This window comes from Ensifer sp. CCNWLY38 (assembly GCF_037120565.1).
In the GTDB taxonomy this organism is placed as follows: Bacteria; Pseudomonadota; Alphaproteobacteria; order Rhizobiales; family Rhizobiaceae; genus Ensifer; species Ensifer adhaerens_H.
Genome location: NZ_JBBBBO010000004.1, coordinates 48,074 through 66,190 on the forward strand (window position 1 = coordinate 48,074; position 18,117 = coordinate 66,190).

Annotated in this window: 15 protein-coding genes; 7 read left to right on the forward strand and 8 right to left on the reverse strand. The window is 62.7% G+C overall.

Annotation, left to right across the window (positions count from 1 at the left end; genetic code table 11):
• Positions 1-15: 15 nt before the first annotated feature.
• Both ade and V7S54_RS09830 read right to left on the reverse strand, forming a co-directional pair.
• Positions 16-1,713: an adenine deaminase gene (ade, locus tag V7S54_RS09825; RefSeq protein WP_065374281.1), complete on the reverse strand. Its 1,698-nt coding sequence runs from the start codon at positions 1,711-1,713 to the stop codon at positions 16-18.
• A 130-nt stretch (positions 1,714-1,843) separates the two neighbouring features.
• Entirely contained in the window at positions 1,844-3,169 is a 1,326-nt protein-coding gene (locus V7S54_RS09830; protein ID WP_065374280.1) for an aspartate aminotransferase family protein, read from the reverse strand.
• Positions 3,170-3,441: 272 nt separating this feature from the next.
• Between V7S54_RS09830 and V7S54_RS09835 the strand changes: the two genes are divergently transcribed.
• Together V7S54_RS09835 and V7S54_RS09840 are read left to right on the forward strand one after the other, a co-directional pair.
• Complete coding sequence (locus V7S54_RS09835) at positions 3,442-5,694, forward strand: glycoside hydrolase family 9 protein (RefSeq protein WP_065374279.1); 2,253 nt, start codon at positions 3,442-3,444, stop codon at positions 5,692-5,694.
• Between the two features lie 162 nt (positions 5,695-5,856).
• The gene (locus tag V7S54_RS09840; RefSeq protein ID WP_065374450.1) at positions 5,857-6,945 is read left to right on the forward strand and encodes a Gfo/Idh/MocA family protein; all 1,089 of its coding nucleotides are present in this window, start codon (positions 5,857-5,859) and stop codon (positions 6,943-6,945) included.
• A 38-nt stretch (positions 6,946-6,983) separates the two neighbouring features.
• Here the strand turns inward: V7S54_RS09840 and V7S54_RS09845 are convergent, their stop codons facing one another.
• The 6 genes from V7S54_RS09845 to V7S54_RS09870 form a co-directional block, all read right to left on the reverse strand.
• Positions 6,984-8,018, reverse strand: coding sequence for a Gfo/Idh/MocA family protein (locus V7S54_RS09845; protein ID WP_176707560.1), 1,035 nt, complete (start codon positions 8,016-8,018; stop codon positions 6,984-6,986).
• Positions 8,019-8,194: 176 nt separating this feature from the next.
• A complete protein-coding gene (locus V7S54_RS09850; protein ID WP_057253023.1) occupies positions 8,195-8,539 on the reverse strand; it encodes an ArsR/SmtB family transcription factor in 345 nt (114 codons plus the stop codon).
• Positions 8,540-8,658: 119 nt separating this feature from the next.
• A complete protein-coding gene (locus tag V7S54_RS09855; protein WP_065374277.1) occupies positions 8,659-9,402 on the reverse strand; it encodes a HugZ family pyridoxamine 5'-phosphate oxidase in 744 nt (247 codons plus the stop codon).
• Between the two features lie 93 nt (positions 9,403-9,495).
• On the reverse strand, positions 9,496-10,545 hold the full coding sequence (gene choV, locus V7S54_RS09860) for a choline ABC transporter ATP-binding protein (RefSeq protein ID WP_065374276.1): 1,050 nt from the start codon (positions 10,543-10,545) through the stop codon (positions 9,496-9,498).
• Positions 10,542-11,387 carry a choline ABC transporter permease subunit gene (gene choW / locus V7S54_RS09865; RefSeq protein WP_065374275.1) on the reverse strand — a complete coding sequence of 282 codons (846 nt, stop codon included), beginning with the start codon at positions 11,385-11,387 and terminating at the stop codon, positions 10,542-10,544. Before choW ends, choV begins: the two co-directional genes overlap by 4 nt.
• An 81-nt stretch (positions 11,388-11,468) precedes the next feature.
• Complete coding sequence (locus tag V7S54_RS09870; protein WP_065374274.1) at positions 11,469-12,425, reverse strand: choline ABC transporter substrate-binding protein; 957 nt, start codon at positions 12,423-12,425, stop codon at positions 11,469-11,471.
• A gap of 247 nt (positions 12,426-12,672) precedes the next feature.
• On the opposite strand from V7S54_RS09870, the gene V7S54_RS09875 reads away from it, so the two are divergent.
• From V7S54_RS09875 to V7S54_RS09895, 5 genes are all read left to right on the forward strand, one after another.
• Entirely contained in the window at positions 12,673-13,260 is a 588-nt protein-coding gene (locus V7S54_RS09875) for a thymidine kinase (RefSeq protein ID WP_065374273.1), read from the forward strand.
• 77 nt (positions 13,261-13,337) lie between these two features.
• Positions 13,338-13,724: a c-type cytochrome gene (locus V7S54_RS09880; RefSeq protein WP_065374449.1), complete on the forward strand. Its 387-nt coding sequence runs from the start codon at positions 13,338-13,340 to the stop codon at positions 13,722-13,724.
• A gap of 166 nt (positions 13,725-13,890) precedes the next feature.
• Positions 13,891-14,979: a hypothetical protein gene (locus V7S54_RS09885; protein WP_065374272.1), complete on the forward strand. Its 1,089-nt coding sequence runs from the start codon at positions 13,891-13,893 to the stop codon at positions 14,977-14,979.
• Positions 14,980-15,037: 58 nt separating this feature from the next.
• Complete coding sequence (locus tag V7S54_RS09890) at positions 15,038-16,186, forward strand: hypothetical protein (protein ID WP_065374271.1); 1,149 nt, start codon at positions 15,038-15,040, stop codon at positions 16,184-16,186.
• A gap of 2 nt (positions 16,187-16,188) precedes the next feature.
• Positions 16,189-18,105 carry an AAA family ATPase gene (locus V7S54_RS09895; protein WP_065374270.1) on the forward strand — a complete coding sequence of 639 codons (1,917 nt, stop codon included), beginning with the start codon at positions 16,189-16,191 and terminating at the stop codon, positions 18,103-18,105.
• The last annotated feature ends 12 nt before the right edge of the window (positions 18,106-18,117 follow it).

Sequence of the window (18,117 nt, forward strand, 5' to 3'; positions counted from 1 at the left end):
GGGCAGGGATGGAACTCACCCGATCAGCATGAACTTGTCGACATCGACCAGCCCGCGGTCGGAGATCTTCAGATGCGGGATCACCGGCAGCGGCAGGAAGGCGAGCTGGAGGAACGGCTCTTCCAGCGTGGCGCCGAGCGCGAAGGCGGCGTGTCTGAGGTGGTGCAGCGTATCGCGCACGGACTCGTAAGGTTCCAGGCTCATCAGACCCGCGACCGGAAGCGCGATCTCACCGGTCACCTTGCCGTCTTCGACGACCACGAAGCCACCCTTGATTTCGCCGAGCCGATTGGCGGCGATCGCCATGTCCTCTTCGCTGACACCGACGACGCAGATGTTGTGGCTGTCATGGCCGACGGTCGAGGCGATCGCGCCCTTCTTCAGCCCAAACCCCTGGACGAAGCCGTTGGCGTGGTTGCCGTTGACGCCGTGGCGCTCGATTACTGCCACCTTGATGATATCGCGGCCGAGGTCGACGCCGGTCTGGTTGCCGACGGCCGGCAGACGATAGCGGCGGTGCTCGGTGATGATCTTGCCGGGCAGCACGCCGATGACCGACGTGTCGCCATCGGTGACCGGGATGCCGAAGGCACTGGCATGGACATGGCCGGCCTTGACGCTGTCGAGGCCGACGGGCTCAACCGGGTTTCGGGTGGCAAACAGCGCATCGGTCACACGGCGGCCGCCGGAAAATACCGTCTCGGCCTTGCAGTTCTCCAGGCTGTCGACGACCACGAGATCGGCGCGCCAGCCGGGAGCGACCAGCCCGCGATCGCGCAGCCCGAAAGCACGGGCGGCCGAGATCGAGGCGGCGCGGTAGATCGCCAACGGCTCGACGCCGGCGGCGATCGCGGTGCGGATCATGTGGTCGAGATGGCCCTGTTCGGCGATATCGAGCGGGTTGCGGTCGTCGGTGCAGAGCGCCAGATGCGGCGACAAGCGCTCGGTGATGATGGGCATCAGTGCATGGAGGTCCTTGGATACCGAGCCTTCGCGTACCAGGATGTGCATGCCCTTGCGGATCTTCTCCATGGCTTCGTCGGCGCTGGTGCATTCATGGTCGGTGTGGATACCGGCGGCGAGATAGCCGTTCAAATCCTTGCCGGACAGTAGCGGCGCATGGCCGTCGATATGGGCACCCTGAAAGGCGTCGAGCTTGGCGAGGCAGACCGGGTCCTTGTGCACGACGCCCGGGAAATTCATGAACTCGGCAAGGCCGATGACCTTCGGATGGTGGCGGAAGGGCAGGAGCCTTTCGATCGGCAGATCGGCGCCCGACGTCTCCAGATGCGTCGCCGGCACGCAGGACGAGAGCTGGACCCGGATGTCCATGATCGTCTCTTGTGCCGAATCCAGAAAGTACTGGATGCCTTCGGTGCCGAGCACGTTGGCGATCTCGTGCGGGTCGCAGACGACTGTGGTGATGCCGAGCGGCAGGACGCAGCGGTCGAATTCATGCGGGGTGACGAGCGAGGATTCGATGTGCAAGTGCGTGTCGATGAAGCCGGGCACGACGATGCGGCCGGAAATGTCGATTTCCTCGCGTCCCTCGTAGTTGCCGAAGGTGCCGACGATGCGGTCACCTGATATCGCGATGTCGGAGGCGACGAGTTCGCCGGTGACGAGGTCGAAGAAGCGCCCGCCCTTCAAGACGATGTCGGCCGGTTCGCGTCCGACGCCCTGATCGATATAGCGTTCCAGCGCTTCGGACATGAGGCAACTCCAGTTTTCTTTGTGCGCCCGGTGTGGTCAGTTTGATCGCACTCGGGTTCGATGTGGCAGATAAGAGTAACCCTTCCCCCGTCGCCGGGGAAAGGGTCAAGATCGTTGGCGGTTAGCCTGCTCAGATGTTGCTGTTGAGAACGGCGCGCAGCTTGCCGAACAATTCGTCGATCTGCGCCTTGGTGATGATCAGCGGCGGCGACAATGCGATGATGTCGCCGGTGGTGCGGATCAAGAGGCCGCTCTCATAGGCCTTGAGGAAAGCCGAGAAGGCGCGCTTGGTCGGTTCGCCGGCGATCGGCTGCAGTTCGATCGCACCGATCAGGCCGAGATTGCGGATGTCGATGACATTCGGGCAGTCCTTCAGAGAGTGCAGGCCCTCTTCCCAGTAGGGGGCGAGCTCGGCGGCGCGGGTGAGCAGGCCTTCTTCCTTGTAGGTGTCGAGCGTGCCAAGCGCGGCGGCCGAGGCGACCGGGTTGCCGGAATAGGTGTAGCCATGGAAGAACTCGATCATGTGCTCCGGGCCATTCATGAAGGCATCATGGATCTCGGAGGTGACGAAGACCGCGCCCATCGGTATGACGCCGTTGGTGAGGCCCTTGGCCGTTGTGATGATGTCGGGCTTGACGTCGAAATACTGCGCGGCAAACGGTGTGCCGAGACGGCCGAAACCGGTAATGACTTCATCGAAGATCAACAGGATGCCGTGCTTGGTGCAGATATCGCGCAGTTTCTGCAGGTAGCCCTTCGGCGGGATCAGCACGCCGGTGGAACCAGCCACCGGCTCGACGATGACGGCGGCGATGGTCGAGGCGTCATGCAGCGTGACGATGCGTTCGAGCTCGGTCGCGAGATCGCCGCCATGTTCCGGTTCGCCGCGGGTAAAGGCGTTCTGGGCCGGCAGATGCGTGTGCGGCATGTGGTCGACGCCGGTCAGAAGCGTGCCGAACATCTTGCGGTTGGAGACGATGCCGCCGACCGAAACGCCGCCGAAGTTGACGCCATGATAGCCGCGTTCGCGGCCGATCAGGCGGAAGCGCGAACCGTCGCCCTTGGCGCGGTGGTAGGCGAGCGCGACCTTCAGCGCCGTGTCGACCGATTCCGAACCGGAGTTGGTGTAGAGAACGTGGTTCATGCCCTCGGGCGCGATATCGACCAGGCGGTTTGCAAGCTCGAAGGCCTTGGGGTGGCCGAGCTGGAAGGCCGGGGCGTAGTCGAGCTCGCCCGCCTGCTCGCGGATCGCCTCGGTGATCTTCGGGCGACAATGGCCGGCGTTGACGCACCATAGACCCGCCGTTCCGTCCAGCACCGTACGACCGTCATGGGTCGTGTAGTACATGTCCTTGGCGCCGACGAACAGGCGCGGTTCCTTCTTGAACTGCCGGTTCGCGGTGAACGGCATCCAGAAGGCACGCAGATCGTTCGGGGTGTTGAGACGGTTCGACATCGCAGTTCTCCTCGGTCTGTTCTTCGTCAGGCGCTTGCCGCCCGCATTTTTTACCCTTTGGTCAAACTATCAGCGCCCCGGGACGCGTCAAGCCTCGGGAGCCCCGCACAGAGAGCCTTTGGGGTGGCGAATTTTTGTCTTCTGACTGGAAATTTTCTCTAGCTTAACTTGTTTGCGGCAACGCTGCGTTGCCATGCCTTGCCGGGTCCATGGCCGCCTGTGAATGGGTATGCGCGCCCCGCGGCCCGGCCTGACCAACCGGGAGCTGCGACGTGTCGAGGTTCGGGATAGTACACGCGGCAATTGCAGCGCTCTTCCTGCCAGGTCCGGCAGTCGCTGCCGAACTGATCGCCGACGGTCGCTTTGAAAAGGGGCAGGACACGTTCTGGGCGAGCGACGGGCTGACCCTCGAGCGGGAAAACGGGCGGCTCTGCGTGGAGACCCAGGGCGGGGGAGACGTCTGGAGCCAGATCGTCGGCGTCAATGGTTTGACGCTGGTGCCCGGGCGCATTTATCGCCTGTCGGCGAGGATTGCCGCCAAGCCGGCGCGGGCGATCGCTGTCAGGGTGCAGCGGGCCGCAGATCCCTGGACCGCCGTTGCCGAGTTTACGACGGTGGGGTCGCCGGGCGGCAGCCCGTTCTCCGTGGAGTTCGAAGCAACCGAACCGGATGAGGCGCAACTGGTGCTGCCGCTCGGGGGTGCGGAGGCCGGCCGCATCTGTCTTGATGATGTATCGCTGGTCGCGACAGGTGCCGTGTCACAGGCGGCGAAGCGCGCGACCGAGGGGCCTGCCATTCGCGTCAACCAGCTCGGTTACTTCACCGGCGGTCCGAAGCGCGCGACCTTCATTGCCGATGTGAAGCGCCCCATCGATTTCCAGTTGCTCGACGCCAAGGACAAGGTCGTCGGCAAAGGCAAGACGCAAGCAAGCGGTTTCGATCCGACGGCGGGCGTCGAAACGCAGGTCGCGGATTTCTCTTCCTTCGCAACGGCTGGCGATGGCTATCGTCTCGTGTCCGGCGATTGGGCGAGTGACCGCTTCTCCATCGGCGACAATCTTTACGATCGCCTTCGCGTCGATGCGCTTTCCTGGTTCTATCCGCAGCGTAGCGGCATCGAGATCAAGGCAGCGATCGCCGGCAGGGCCTACGCCCGGTCCGCAGGCCATGTCGGCGTGGCGCCGAACCAGGGCGATCGGGCGGTCCCGTGCCTCGACAGCAAGCAGGCCGAGGTGCTTTACGGCGGCTGGTCCTGTTCCTATCGGCTGGACGTTTCCGGCGGCTGGTACGACGCTGGCGACCACGGCAAATACGCGGTGACCGGCGCCCTGTCCGCAGCGCAACTGCTTGCCGCCTACGAGCGCGGGCGTGTCTATTTCGCGGCTTCGCCGGTGACGCGCGACGGTCTCTCGCGCATTCCCGAAAACGGCAACGGCATACCCGACATTCTCGACGAGGCGCGGTGGGAGCTCGAATTCCTGTTGCGCATGATGGTTCCGGATGGCGAGCCGCTCGCCGGCATGGTGCACCACAAGGTTCACGACACCACCTGGACCGCGCCGCCGATGCTGCCGAGCGACGACCCGCAGCCGCGGGCGCTTTACCGTCCGTCGACTGCCGCAACGCTCGATGTCGCAGCCGTCGCGGCGCAGGGCGCCCGGCTTTTTGCCGATCAGAATCCGACGTTCTCGGCACGTCTGCTCGCGGCTGCGCGCAAGGCCTGGGTGGCCGCCAATGCCAATTCCGCACTCCTTGCACCGAAGTCGGACGGACTTGGCGGTGGTGGCGACTACGACGACGACAACATTTCGGACGAGCTCTTCTGGGCGGCGACCGAGCTCTATCTGACGACCGGTGATGAGGCCTATCTCAACGTGCTGAGGCCGTCGCCGCTTTGGGCGGCGGATACGCTGTCCCCCGGCGGCGCCTTCGATTGGCGCAACGTCGCAGGCTTCGCGCAGCTGCAACTGGCCCTTTATGGTACGGGCTTGCCGGACGACGAGCGCGACGCAATCCGAAACTCGGTGCTTTCGGCAGCGCGGCATTTCCTGTCGGTGCAGCAAACAGAGCCCTTCGGGCTCGTCTACCGACCCGAGGGCGGACGCTACGACTGGGGATCGAACCAGCTGATGCTGCAGAACATCATCGTGTTGTCGGCCGCTTTCGACCTCTCCGGCGAGAGGAGCTTTCTCGATGGTGCACGCGAGGGCATGGATTACATTCTCGGTCGCAATGCCATGGCGCTGTCCTATGTCACCGGCTATGGCACCCGCGCGCCCAAGAACCAGCACAGTCGCTGGTATGCGCACCAGCGGGACCCGCAACTGCCGAACCCGCCGGTTGGCTCTCTCGCCGGCGGTCCGAATTCCACCTTCGTTGACGACGTCGCACGGCAACACCTGAAGGGATGTGCGCCGCAGACGTGTTATGCCGACGACATCGAAGCCTATGGATCCAATGAAATCGCCATCAACTGGAATGCGCCGCTCGTCTATGTCGCCTCGTTCCTTGCCGATGCGCGCTAGAATATTTCACTGTTTCCTTGAAACAGTGAAATATTCTAACTGTTTGAAATTACGCAATTCTGGACGGAAAGCCGTTTCACACCTTTCCTGGAATTGCGCTAGGAGACTGAAAGCGTGACCGGAATAGCCTTTGTCGGAACCGGCTTCGTCGCCGACTATTACATGACGACGCTTGCCAACCATCCGCAGCTCCGGCTCGCCGGCGTCTGGGATCGCGACGCGGAGCGTCTCGACGCCTTTGCGCGCTACTGGAAGGTTTCGCCCTATGCCTCGCTGGATGCGGTGCTCGCCGATCCTACCGTCTCGATCGTCGTCAATCTGACGACGCCGGAAAGCCATTACGCGGTCAACCGCGCCGCTCTCACCGCCGGCAAGCACGTCTATTGCGAGAAGCCGCTGGCGATGAGCGTGGAGGAGGCGAGCGAACTGGTCGCGCTTGCCCGCGAGCGTGCTCTGGTGCTTGCCGGCGCGCCGGCCAATGGCCTGAGTGATGCGCAGGCGCTCTGTGCGAGCCTGCTTGCGGTCGGGACCATCGGCACGCCACGTCTGGTCTATGCCGAGATGGAGGATGGGCCGGTCTTCAAGGCGAACTGGCGCGCCTGGCGCAGCCGCTCCGGCGCCCGCTGGCCGGGCGTGCACGAGTTCGAGGTTGGCTGCACGCTCGAGCACGCGGGCTATGCCGCAAGCTGGCTCGTCTCGCTCTTCGGGCCGGTCGCCGAGGTCAGCGCCATTTCGGCCCTGACCTTTCCGGACAAAGGCCCGGGAACCGAGACGCTGACGCTCGGTCCTGATTTCTCGGTGGGGTGTCTCACGTTTCGCTCAGGCGTGACGGCGCGCGTCACCTGCGGCCTGGCAGCGCCGCGCGACCGGTCGCTGACTGTTATCGGCGACAAGGGAACGATCGTCGTTCGCGATCTCTGGGACAATCGCTCGCCCGTTCATGTCGAAGCGTTCGGCGCCAAGCGATCGTTGATACACCGCGGTTTCGACTGGCTGGAATGGAAGATGGGGCGCAAGCTGCCCATCCGGCTCTACCCCGGTATGAGGGTGCGCTACCCCAAGACATCGTCAGCACCGGCGCTTCCGGCCTTTCCGTCGCAGATCGATTTCGTGCGGGGGATTGCCGTTCAGGCCGATGCGATCAACCGCGGCGAAACGCCATTCTTCTCCGGTGCGACGGCGCGGCATCTGACCGAGGTCGTGCTCGCGCTCAACAGCGGCTGGCGGGACTATCGTCCGCTCGATCTCTAGGCGTTTTCCGAAGGCGCTGCCCGCGTAAGGGCAGGCGTTCAGGCCACGGGTGCCTTGGCGCGGATCGCCTCGATAATTTCCAGAGCTTCGATGCTGCGTGAAAGCGGCATCAGCGCATGCTCGCGCCGGCCGTCCAGGATGGCCGCGCTGGCGGCCTCGATCTCGAATTGCAGGCCGTTGCCGGGAAACGCATGGTCGAAGCGTTTGAGACCGGGCAGGGGGATCCACCGGGCGATCTTGAAAAGGGTTTGCCCCGTCGATGTCAGCAGCTTGCGTGCCGGGGCGCTGGTGGCGACGAACAGGCGGCTTGCCTTCAGGAATGGCGCGTCGATGACAAGCGTGCCGCGGTCGCCGTCGATGACGAAGCGGTTGTCGCCGTTTCGATCGAAACCGCACCTGAGGTCAGCATCAAAGCCGTCATAGGCCAGCTTGGCGACTGCCGAGACATCGACGCCGGTGGGCGCGCTTCTCCAGGTGCCGCCAATGGACTTCGGCTGACCGAAGAGGTTCAGGCATAGCGCAATCGGATAGATGCCGAGATCAAGCAGCGAACCGCCGCCCAGCGCCGGATCGAAGAACCGGTTGTTTGGGTCGAACGGCTTCTCATAGGCAAGTTCCGCCCGGACATGTCGGATGGTTCCGAGTCTCTCTGCACGCAGGCGTGCGCGAACCTCGGCGATTGCCGGCAGGAAGCAGGTCCACAGCGCTTCCATCGCGAAGGTGCCGCTGATGGCGGCTGCGTCTTCAAGGGCGCGCGCGTCGGCGACCGATGTCGTCAGTGGCTTCTCGACCAGCACCGCCTTGCCGGCCGCGAGGAAGAGGGCGGCATGGTCGCGATGGAGCGCATTGGGTGAGGCGATGTAGACCGCGTCGATGTCGGGGGCGGCGGCGAGCGCGCCGATATCGTGAGAGCTGCGGATTCCGCCGAAGCGTGTGGCGAAAGCCGCGGCGTTCGAAGCGCTGCGGGATGAGACCGCGACAAGCGTCGCGTTACCCGCGAAGCGGAAATCCGATGCAAAACTGTTTGCGATTGTGCCGGTTCCGGCAATACCCCAACGGACCTTGTCACGCATTCCCTTGTGTCCGTTGCTCCGGCCGACCCTGCTGCGGCCCATGGTGCCGCCGAAGTCTCAAGGCTCGGTAAACGTCCGTGGAGAAGCCGGATGTGGTGGCGCCCTGCTGAAAAGAATAAGCCCCGCGCGATTTCTCGTGTGGGGCTGTTCGACGTGTTCGCAGAGCGAACCGAATATCAGGCCGACTTGCGGACCGGAGTCTTTTCTGCGGTGACGATCGGTTCGTCGCCGTAGATTTGGTTGAGCGTGCCTAGAATCCGCATCACTGCGTCGGATGAGCTCGAATAATAGATCGTCTGCGCATCGCGGCGGGTGCTGACGAGATTCTGGGCACGGAGCTTCGAAAGATGCTGGGAGAGAGCCGACTGGCTCAGCCCAACCTTGTTGGCCAATGCGCCGACTGCCATCTCTTCCTTGACGAGGGAATCGAGGATGAGAAGGCGCTTAGGGTTTGCCATGGCCGAGAGGAAACCGGCTGCTACCTCGGCTTCATCGTGTTTTTCAGGCGAAAGTGGCTGCATTGCGTGCTCCATGCGAAAAGTACATCACGCGTAGTTATGGTTGACGAAGGATGATAATTAGTCGTGATGCATGAAAGGGCAACCACCCACTGCAAGAAATGGGGGTAGCTATCCCGCGATTAACCGTAAAGTTCACGCAAAATTGCCCGTAAATTGGAACTGTCTTCGATAGGTGCCGGGAATTCAAGGCGTTTCAGCCGATCGCCATCTGCAAGATCGAGGCCGGCGGCGTCGATCCCGACGATCTTCCAATTGCCTTCCGGCGCATTGCAAAGCTTGACCGCATAGTGCTGCACGGCGTCCGAATGATCCGTGTTCATGTGCTCGATCGCGCTGGCTTCCGTGGCGGCGAGCGAGGCGATGGCGGGCGTGTCGATCAGCAGATCTTCCGCGGTCAAGACATAGGCGCGACCGAAACCGCCGTTGAGGCTGGCGCGCAAGGGCTTCAGCCGGAAGAAGCCGAAATCGGGGAAATCGACGTAGAGTTTCGACTTGGGGTGACGGCGAACGAATCGCTCGCGGATGCGCACGTGGGTTTCACTGTCGCGAGCGACCTGTTCGGCGGTGCATTGCACCGTGACGCGGGGATGGGCGAGCGGATCGCCCTTGCCGGGCTCGCCGGTCAGCAAAGAGGCCCTGATATCGGCGAGCAGCGCCTGGGTGTGAGTGGACAGCTTCGAGATCAGGATAACAGGCACGCCGTCGACATCCATGCCGACGAGGACGCGGCTGACGAAGGGAAAGCCGCCACTGTCAGGCTCGATCGCCGCGAGCGAGCCGCTGCGCGCGCCGCGCAGCAGCGTGCGGGCGAGGATCCGGGCTTCGTTATCGGTGTCGCGCAATACGCTCGGCTTGTCGCTCATGTCTCAACCTTTTCTGCCATGCTAACATCGCTCCGGAACGAAAAAAGCCCGGAACGACGCTCCGGGCTTTTATTGGCTTGTTGAGCGGTCTCGTCAACTTTTGTTGCGATGGCGCGTCAATCCCTGAACGATATCCTGGGCATCGATGGTGCCGACGACGGAGCCGTTGTCGACAACCCCGATGCTGCCCGGCTGGCGGGACATGGCGTCGAGAATGTCGACGAGCGGTGTCGTCGGCTTGGCAGTGGCGGTCACGCCGGCAACGGTTGCGCCGCGCTGGACGCCGGTCTGCATCACGTCCTTTGCCGTCAGCATGGTGATCGGGTTCATGTGCTGAACGAAATCGGCGACATACTGGTTGGCCGGATTCTTGACGATATCCTGCGGTGTGCCGCACTGGATGATGCGTCCGCCTTCCATGATGGCGATCCGGTTGCCGATGCGGAACGCCTCGTCGAGATCGTGGCTGACGAAGATGATGGTCTTCTTCAGCCGCCGCTGGAACTCGAGCAGCTCATCCTGCAGTCGGGTGCGGATCAGCGGGTCGAGCGCCGAGAACGGCTCGTCCATCAACAGGATCGGCGCGCCGGTGGCAAAGGCTCGGGCGAGGCCGACGCGTTGCTGCATGCCGCCGGAGAGCTCATTGACCTTGCGCCCCGCCCATTTCGTCAGGTTGACGAGGTCGAGCTGTTCGCCGACGCGTGCCTTGCGCTCGGCGTCCGGCATGCCGGCAAGCTCGAGGCCGAAGCCGACATTGTCGGCGACAGTCCGCCAAGGCAAGAGAGCGAACTGCTGAAACACCATCGAGACCGTGTGCATGCGGAAGTCGCGCAGCGATTTCGCATTGGTCCGGTAGGGATTGAGCGGCCCGTTCGAGGTCTTCACCTCGACGTCGCCGCGCACCACCGGCGCAAGGCCGTTGACGGCGCGAAGCAGGGTCGACTTGCCGGAGCCCGAAAGCCCCATCAGCACCAGGATCTCGCCCTCGGTGATTTCGAGCGAGGCGCCGGCAACGCCGAGCACGAGGCCGGTTTCGGCACCGATCTCGTCGCGGGTCTTGCCCTGGTCGACCATCTGCAGCGCGATCTGCGGGTTATTGCCGAAGATGATATCGACATTCTTGAATACGACGGCGGTGGTCATGCGCCTTCTCCTTCGTCGGACGAGCGGAAAAGGCGGTCGAGAATGATCGCCAGGATGACGATGCAGAGGCCGGCTTCAAAGCCCTTGGCGACATTGACAGAGTTCAGGGCTCGCAAGACCGGAACGCCAAGGCCGTTGGCGCCAACGAGGGCGGCGATGACCACCATCGACAGCGACAGCATGATCGTCTGGGTCAGGCCGGCCATGATCTGAGGCATGGCAAAGGGCAGCTCCACCTTGCGCAGCACCTGGCCGGGCGTGGCGCCGAAGGCCTGGGCGGCCTCGACCAGCGACGGCGGCGTCGAGATGATGCCGAGGCGGGTCAGGCGGATCGGCGCAGGGATCGCGAAGATCACCGTCGCGATAAGGCCGGGAACCATGCCGAGACCGAAGAGGATCAGCGCAGGGATCAGATACACGAAGGTCGGGATCGTCTGCATCAGGTCGAGGATCGGCCGCATGATGGCATAGATCCAGGCGCGACGGGCGGCGGCAATGCCGAGCGGCACTCCGACGGCCATGCTGACGAAACTGGCGGCGAGCACCAGAGCCAGCGTTTCCGTCGTTTCCTTCCAGTAGCCCTGGTTGATGATCAGCAGCAGGCCGAGGCCGGTGAACAGCGTGACGCCGAGCGAGCGGCGGAACCACCAGGCAGCCGCCGTGATCACGGCGACGACGATCAGCGGGTGAGGGGTCTGGAGAACCCAGAGCAGCACGGCGACAACGCCGGAGAGGAAGCCAGCAAGCTGGTCGAAGAACAGTTCGAAGTTCGTCGTCAGCCAGTCGACGAACGCCTTGGCCCAGCCGCCGATGGGGATGCGGTTATCGGTCAGATATTCCACGAAGGTAATCCGTCTCGTCAGGTCAAAAAGGAGCGCATGACGCGGTGAAAAAAGGCGGGGTTTTCCCCGCCTTGATGCCGATCAGAGGCCGAGAGCGGCCTTGACCGCGGCCAGGCCATCGCCGCCGTCCTTGGCGGTCACACCGGCAAGCCACGGATCGACGACCGTCGGATTGGCCTTCAGCCATTCCTCGGCAGCCTTGTCCGGCTCCTGCCCGTCGTTCAGGATCTTGCCCATGATCTCGTTTTCCATCTGGAGCGAGAACTTGAGGTTGGTGAGCAGCTTGCCGACGTTCGGGCACTCGGTGGTGTAGCCGGCGCGCACGTTGGTGAAGACTTCCGCGCCGCCAAAGTTGGCGCCGAAGATGTCGTCGCCGCCCGAAAGATAGGTCAGCTTGAAGTTGGCGTTCATCGGATGCGGTTCCCATCCGAGGAAGACGATCGGCGCGCCATCCTTTTCGGCACGCGACACCTGCGCCAGCATGCCCTGTTCGGAGGATTCGACCACCTCGAAGCCCTTGAGGCCGAAGGTGTCCTTGTCGACCATGTCGATGATCAGGCGGTTGCCGTCATTGCCGGGCTCGATGCCGTAGATCTTGCCTTCAAGCGCGTCCTTCTTGGCGGCGATATCCTTGAAGTCCTTGATGCCGAGCTCAGCGCCTTTGGCGTTGGTCGCCAGCGTGTACTTGGCGCCGACCAGGTTCGGACCGAAGGATTCGACCGACTTGTCGTCGAGATAGGGGCGAACGTCGTTTTCCTGGGTCGGCATCCAGTTGCCGAGGAAGACGTCGATGTCCTTGTTCTTGATCGATGTGTAGGTGACCGGAACGGAGAGAACCTTGATGTCCGTCTCGTAGCCGAGGCCCTTGAGAACGGTGGAAACGGTCGCGGTGGTTGCAGTGATGTCCGTCCATCCGACGTCGGAGAAACGGACGGTACCACAGCTTTCCGGCTCGGCAGCTGCAGCCTGCCCAGCGGTGAGGGCGACGACCGAAACGGCGCCTGCCAGCATCAGTTTGAGAGAGAGTCGTTTTTTCATCGTTGTCGTTCCCCTGCCTCTATTATTGTTTTAGCCAAACACCATTGGATAGCGAATTCAAGCGCTTTGATGTCGAAGGAAGTGTATTGCGTCAATATGCTGACGGGGTGCACGATGCGACGCTGAATGTCGCATTGTCCACGAAATGGTCTAGTCCGGCGAAAAACTGTGGGTGCCGCAAACACGCTCTGGCCTTCCGGGACAAGGCTCGTCATTACCCGGGAGACGGAAACCGGACGCGGTGAAGATGGCCAAACTCTATTTCAGCTATGCGACGATGAACGCGGGCAAGAGCACGATGCTGTTGCAGGCCTCCTACAACTACCAGGAGCGCGGCATGCGCGTGGTGATGCTGATCGCTGCGCATGACGACCGGGCAGGGGTAGGCCGCATCTCCTCGCGCATCGGTCTTGCCTCCGACGCCATTCCGTTCCATGGCGATGACGACATCTATACGCTGATCGAAACGCTTCATTCCGACGGTGCCGGCGAGATCGCCTGCGTCTTCGTCGACGAGGCGCAGTTCCTCAACGAGGCGCAGGTCTGGCAGCTCGCACGGGTCGCCGACCGGATCGGCATTCCGGTCATGGCCTACGGCCTGCGTACGGATTTTCAGGGCAAGTTGTTTCCGGGCTCGATGGCGCTGCTGGCGATCGCCGACGAGTTGCGCGAGGTGCGCACCATCTGCCATTGCGGCCGCAAGGCGACGATGGTCGTGCGTCTCGATGGTACGGGCAAGGTGGTGCGCGAGGGTGCCCAGGTCGATGTCGGCGGCAACGAGAAATACGTCTCCTATTGCCGGCGCCATTGGGACGACCTGATGCGTTGCGAATGAGTGCGACCGACTGGCCGCTTGCGGCCGCCTTGGTCGCGGTGCCATTCTCGTCGGGTCCTGTCAGCAAGAGGTTTTCGATGCGGCGCCTGCTTCCCAGTCTCTTCCTCTGTCTTGGTGTCGCAGCTCCGGCTGCCCATGCCGGCGGCGACGCGACGGCGGGGGCCGCGGTGTTCCGCAAGTGCGCGGCCTGTCACACGGCGACCGAGCCGGTCAATCGCGTCGGCCCGAGCCTGATGGGCGTCGTCGGCAGGCCGGCCGCGTCGGTCTCGGATTACAACTATTCTGAGGCGATGAAGGCTTTCGGCGCTGCGGGGCACGTCTGGGATGAGGCGACGCTGAGCGAATATCTCTTGAGCCCCAAGGCGATGGTCGGCGCTACCAAGATGACTTTTCCCGGTCTCAAGAAGCCGCAGGACATTGCTGACGTGATCGCCTATCTCAAGGCGCCACCGGCCGCCAAATAGGCAATGCCTTCGATTTCTCAAGCACTTCGCCGCAGCGTTTGATCGAAAAAAGCCGCTGCGGCAGGCTTGTTCTCTTTCCATAAACACCCTTTATATAACTGCAATCGAAGGCTGAATAATTCGGCTGGGCTGGCGGATCGCGCCACGATGGATCGAGGGGCAGAACATGGCGACTCTTCAGAACTTTGACGCGGAGATCGAGAAGACGAAAGGCGTCGTCGAACAGATGCGCGGCAAGCTCGAGCAATCCGGTGTGGTGCTGGAGCAATTCGCCAAGGCCGAGACCAAGCTCGGCGACGTCAACTTCGACATCGAGAACGCCCGCATCCAGGACGTGATCAACCAGCAGAAGGTGATGGAAGCCAACATCGCCGACCTGATCATCGGCCTCGAGGATGCGACCAATGTCTTCGGCTCCGAGTTCGAGAGCATGAAGAACTATACCGGCTATGAGAAGTTCATCGGTATCTTCTCCAAGCAGAAGATGCAGCGCATGCGCACCGACCGCGTGCGCAACATGTCGCTTGCCGGCAACCTGCAGGAGCTGCTTTCGAAGTCCGATATGATCGTCGGCATCCTCAAGGAGCAGAAGTCGATCCTCGACCAGCGCTACAAGACCTCGGAGCAGAGCCTGATCCAGGTGATCGAGCGCCGCAAGGGTACGATGGCGAACCTCGAAGAGGTGCAGAAGCGCATCGAGGAACTGAACCCGCTGCTGCTCGACATCGAAAACCGCATCGCCGCCTCGACCGAACAGAAGGTGCGCACCGAGCTCGAGGGCGAGCGCTCGGCGCTTGCGACCGAATACAACGAGAAGCAGGCGAAGGAGCAGGAGCTGCTCGCCGAAAGCCAGACGCTTGAGCGCTACACCTCGATGTTCCAGACCTTCGTCGATTCGCTCAACAACCAGATCGCCGCGCAGAACACCCTGATCAACAAGCTGACGATCGATACCGAGCAGCGCATCGTGCTCTACAAGGCGCTGGAAGATTCCTTGAAGACGGCTGCCCAGCAGGACGTCGCCCACAAGATCAACACGCTCGGCAGCCAGGTCGACACAGCCGCCGAGGAAACGATGGCCGGCATCGGTGCCGCCGCGCAGCGCCATATCGGCGATCTCCTCGAAATGCATGAAAAGAACATGCTTTCGACGCAGGATATCCAGCGCCGCAAGAAGCTGGCGGACGACGCCTTTGCCCGTCGCTTCCAGGCTGTCATGGACAAGCACAACACGGCTAACTACGTGAAGCAGTGATCGGCAGGCGAATGATCGGAACCGAGTTTGCCGTCTGGCACGCGCCACGGGGATTTGCATGAAAGTCGCGGCTTCATCCGCTGTCGCACAATATTTCGCGTCGATCCACGCCGCACTCGCGGGGCTCGAACTCTTCCTCGGCGACCGCAACTCGCCGCTCTATCGCAACACCGTCGTCGGCGAAGTGATCGTTCCCTATCTCGGCCGGCTGAAAGCCTCGATCGACTGCTGGGAGAACCGGATCGGCTTTGTCGATCAGTTCCGGATCTCCCGCGCCGAAAGCGGCTTTCCGGTGTTCCAGAACGTGCTGGAACTGGAGAACGATCGCCAGACGGCGGCCAAGCGTCTCGCCGACATCCCTTCGGCCGATGCGCTGCGCGACGAGATGGTCGATTTCATCCTGAGGCAGAAGGCCTTTCCCGAGGCGCTGCAGGCGCGCGTGGCCGAGCGGCTCTATCTGGAGCAGATCGGCAAGGGTGAGATCTTCTCGCCCTTCATCCTGCCGGAAACCATTCGCGTCGCCGTCAATTCCAAGACGATGCGCCCCTATTACATCGTGAGCTGGGGCGCCTTCGACGGCGCCAATACCCTGCCGATGGTCTACATGGCGACGATCGAGGATTCCTCCGAGAAGATTGTCGAGATGCTGGTGACCGAGGACGGCAAGCTCAATCCGCAGGTCGAGATCCCGTTGCCAGTTGGTGGCTTGCTCAATCCGGAGCTCGCCAGCCGCTTCGACGATTTCGCCTCCAAGAACAGCAGCTATTCGCTGACCCCGGTGACGATCGCGACCAATCTCGACAAGGATTTTGACGAGCTCCATCCGAAGCAGCTGCGCCGCATCGTGCTCGGCCCGTTCTATTCTGCCGGGATCACCGAGAACAATGCGCGCATCAACGACATCCTCTCCAAGGTGCGAAAGACCGAGAATGCCTGGCTTTTGACCTGGACCGTGCAGGAGGTCTTCTCCAAGGCCGAAAGGCCTGCCAAACGCGGCTTCTGGTCATCGACGCCGGCGCAGGAGGAATTCCACATCGATACCGCCAATCTGGAAGCGGCACGCATGGGGGTCTCCTCCTACGAGAAACACGCGTTGGTGCCGCATGACGCCTATCAGGCGCTCTATGCCGCCGGCGAGGCTGAACAGGTGTTCGGCGACTACAAGGTCCACGTCATTTCCGGCAACCAGGTCGTGAGCGAGGTTTGACGATGACACTCAATACGGGGCTGACGACGCTGCACGAGGACGACATCGCCAAGCATCAGGCGGTGGCACAGGGTCTCGTGACCAAGCTGATTATCCTGGAGCGGGAGGATGCATCCGCCGGGACGACGCTTGCCGGTACCGGCCGCCGCTTCGTCTCGACGGTTTCGACCGGTGGCCAGCGGCGCACGCGCGAAGTCGAGCTGACCAAGACCATTCAGTCAGTGCGCCAGGGCGATCCGATGTTGTCGCCGGCCCAGCACGCCGTGCTTTATCGCACACGCCGCGGTATTCAGGTGGCGCTCGCCGTCGCCGCCGTCTTTGCGCGCCAGACAAACCTCGAGCAACTGCAGGCGAAAAACGCCACATCGCCGCTCGGAGGCGACGAGGCCAACCAGTTCAAGGCGCTGCTCTCGGCGTCCGCCTATGTCGCCGCCTTCACGCTTGCCGCCTATCTCGGCTCGACGCTTTCAGGTGAGGGCGAGCCGGTCGACGATGCGGTCGAGCCCGACTTTCTGTTCGACACACCGCAGGATGCATTGAAGAGCCTGATATCGGCGCTCGACCGCGGACTTGCCGGGGCGCCCGACGATCTGGCGCTGACCGCCCGGGCGCGCGCCTTTTCGCGCGTGGCAGTCGAGGGGCTGATCGCCCGCAAGGCGCGTTTCACCGGACTGCAGAGCTTCGAGACCGTGCATATCCGGCTCGACCAGGACGACTTCACGCTGAACGGCTTCGACGTTGCGCCCGGCCAGAAGCGCAAGCCGTTGGTGATGACCTTCAAGAAGCCCGAGGAGATCATCGGCAACCACATCGCCAAGTACCAGGCGCTGAAGCTTGCCAAGATGCTGATGGCCTATGACTTCGACCGGCAGATGAACCCGTTCGTCGAGCTTGGCGGCTTCCTCTTTACCTTCATCGGCGACGGCATGCCGGGCACCGGCAAGACGATCCTGATCCAGATGCTCGCCGGCATGCTCAACGAATATTGCGAGATCGCCGGCTACGCCTTCCATTACGAAAATTTCGGCGTCGACCAGATCTCCTCCTATCAGGGCAAGTCCGGCCAGAACTGCAAGGAGTTCGTCAACAACGTCATCAACCCGCGCGCGATCGGCTTCGGCACGATCGACGATGTCGACCAGGTGGCGGCGAAGCGCTCCGACGATCGCGCGTCCGCCGGCCAGCACGAGGTGACGGCGGTGCTGATGGAGAGCTTCGCGGGTGCTTCGACCGTGGTGCGCGGCAATTGCACCTTCGGCATGTTCTCCAACTATCCTGAGAATGTCGACGACGCGCTGCGCCAGCGCGCCGGCGCCCGCTGGCTGGTCGACGGGCCGCAGACGGAAGATGACTATATCGACATCTTCGCGCTGCTCGTCGGCAAGAACCACAAGATCCCGCTCGGCGAACACCAATTGTTCGAGGGTCAGGAGATCAAGCGGGCCGTGTCGCAATCCTATGCCGAGCACGCGCGGCCGAAGGAGGATGGCCTCATCGCCGTCTGGGAGCGTTACCAGAAGGAACGGGGCGCGCTTGCCTCGCTCGCCGATGTCGGCGCCTATCTGCACTTGATCAAGGAGGCCGAGCCGCGCTTTACCGGCCGGGCGATCAAGAACATCACCGACGCGATCAAGCTCAGGGCCATGGATGTCGAGCTGCCGGATGACTGGTTCAAGGATGCCGGCTCGTTCATGCACAAGGGCTATGACGAGAAGAAAGCGATGATCGAGGCGCTACGCGGCCCGATCACCATCGACATGGTGCTGCAGGAGATCAACCGCTACGCCGACAGCGAATTCCGCTACACCGACAAGTCCGACGATGCCGCCGTCACCGACATCATCCGACGCGAGCGCCAGCGCGAAAAGGCGATCCGCGAGATCGAGGCGATGAAGCGCGACGGCCGGTGGCAGGGGTGATGATGGGAAGAG

Excerpts from the sequence above, each read along its gene's own strand:
- V7S54_RS09845 (WP_176707560.1), bottom strand. The coding sequence starts at position 8,018 with ATGCGTGACAAGGTCCGTTGGGGTATTGCCGGAACCGGCACAATCGCA.
- V7S54_RS09840 (WP_065374450.1), top strand. The coding sequence starts at position 5,857 with ATGACGACGCTTGCCAACCATCCGCAGCTCCGGCTCGCCGGCGTCTGG.
- V7S54_RS09830 (WP_065374280.1), bottom strand. The coding sequence starts at position 3,169 with ATGTCGAACCGTCTCAACACCCCGAACGATCTGCGTGCCTTCTGGATG.
- V7S54_RS09895 (WP_065374270.1), top strand. The coding sequence starts at position 16,189 with ATGACACTCAATACGGGGCTGACGACGCTGCACGAGGACGACATCGCC.
- V7S54_RS09885 (WP_065374272.1), top strand. The coding sequence starts at position 13,891 with ATGGCGACTCTTCAGAACTTTGACGCGGAGATCGAGAAGACGAAAGGC.
- V7S54_RS09880 (WP_065374449.1), top strand. The coding sequence starts at position 13,338 with ATGCGGCGCCTGCTTCCCAGTCTCTTCCTCTGTCTTGGTGTCGCAGCT.
- V7S54_RS09850 (WP_057253023.1), bottom strand. The coding sequence starts at position 8,539 with ATGCAGCCACTTTCGCCTGAAAAACACGATGAAGCCGAGGTAGCAGCC.
- V7S54_RS09875 (WP_065374273.1), top strand. The coding sequence starts at position 12,673 with ATGGCCAAACTCTATTTCAGCTATGCGACGATGAACGCGGGCAAGAGC.
- ade (WP_065374281.1), bottom strand. The coding sequence starts at position 1,713 with ATGTCCGAAGCGCTGGAACGCTATATCGATCAGGGCGTCGGACGCGAA.
- V7S54_RS09890 (WP_065374271.1), top strand. The coding sequence starts at position 15,038 with ATGAAAGTCGCGGCTTCATCCGCTGTCGCACAATATTTCGCGTCGATC.
- choV (WP_065374276.1), bottom strand. The coding sequence starts at position 10,545 with ATGACCACCGCCGTCGTATTCAAGAATGTCGATATCATCTTCGGCAAT.
- V7S54_RS09870 (WP_065374274.1), bottom strand. The coding sequence starts at position 12,425 with ATGAAAAAACGACTCTCTCTCAAACTGATGCTGGCAGGCGCCGTTTCG.
- V7S54_RS09855 (WP_065374277.1), bottom strand. The coding sequence starts at position 9,402 with ATGAGCGACAAGCCGAGCGTATTGCGCGACACCGATAACGAAGCCCGG.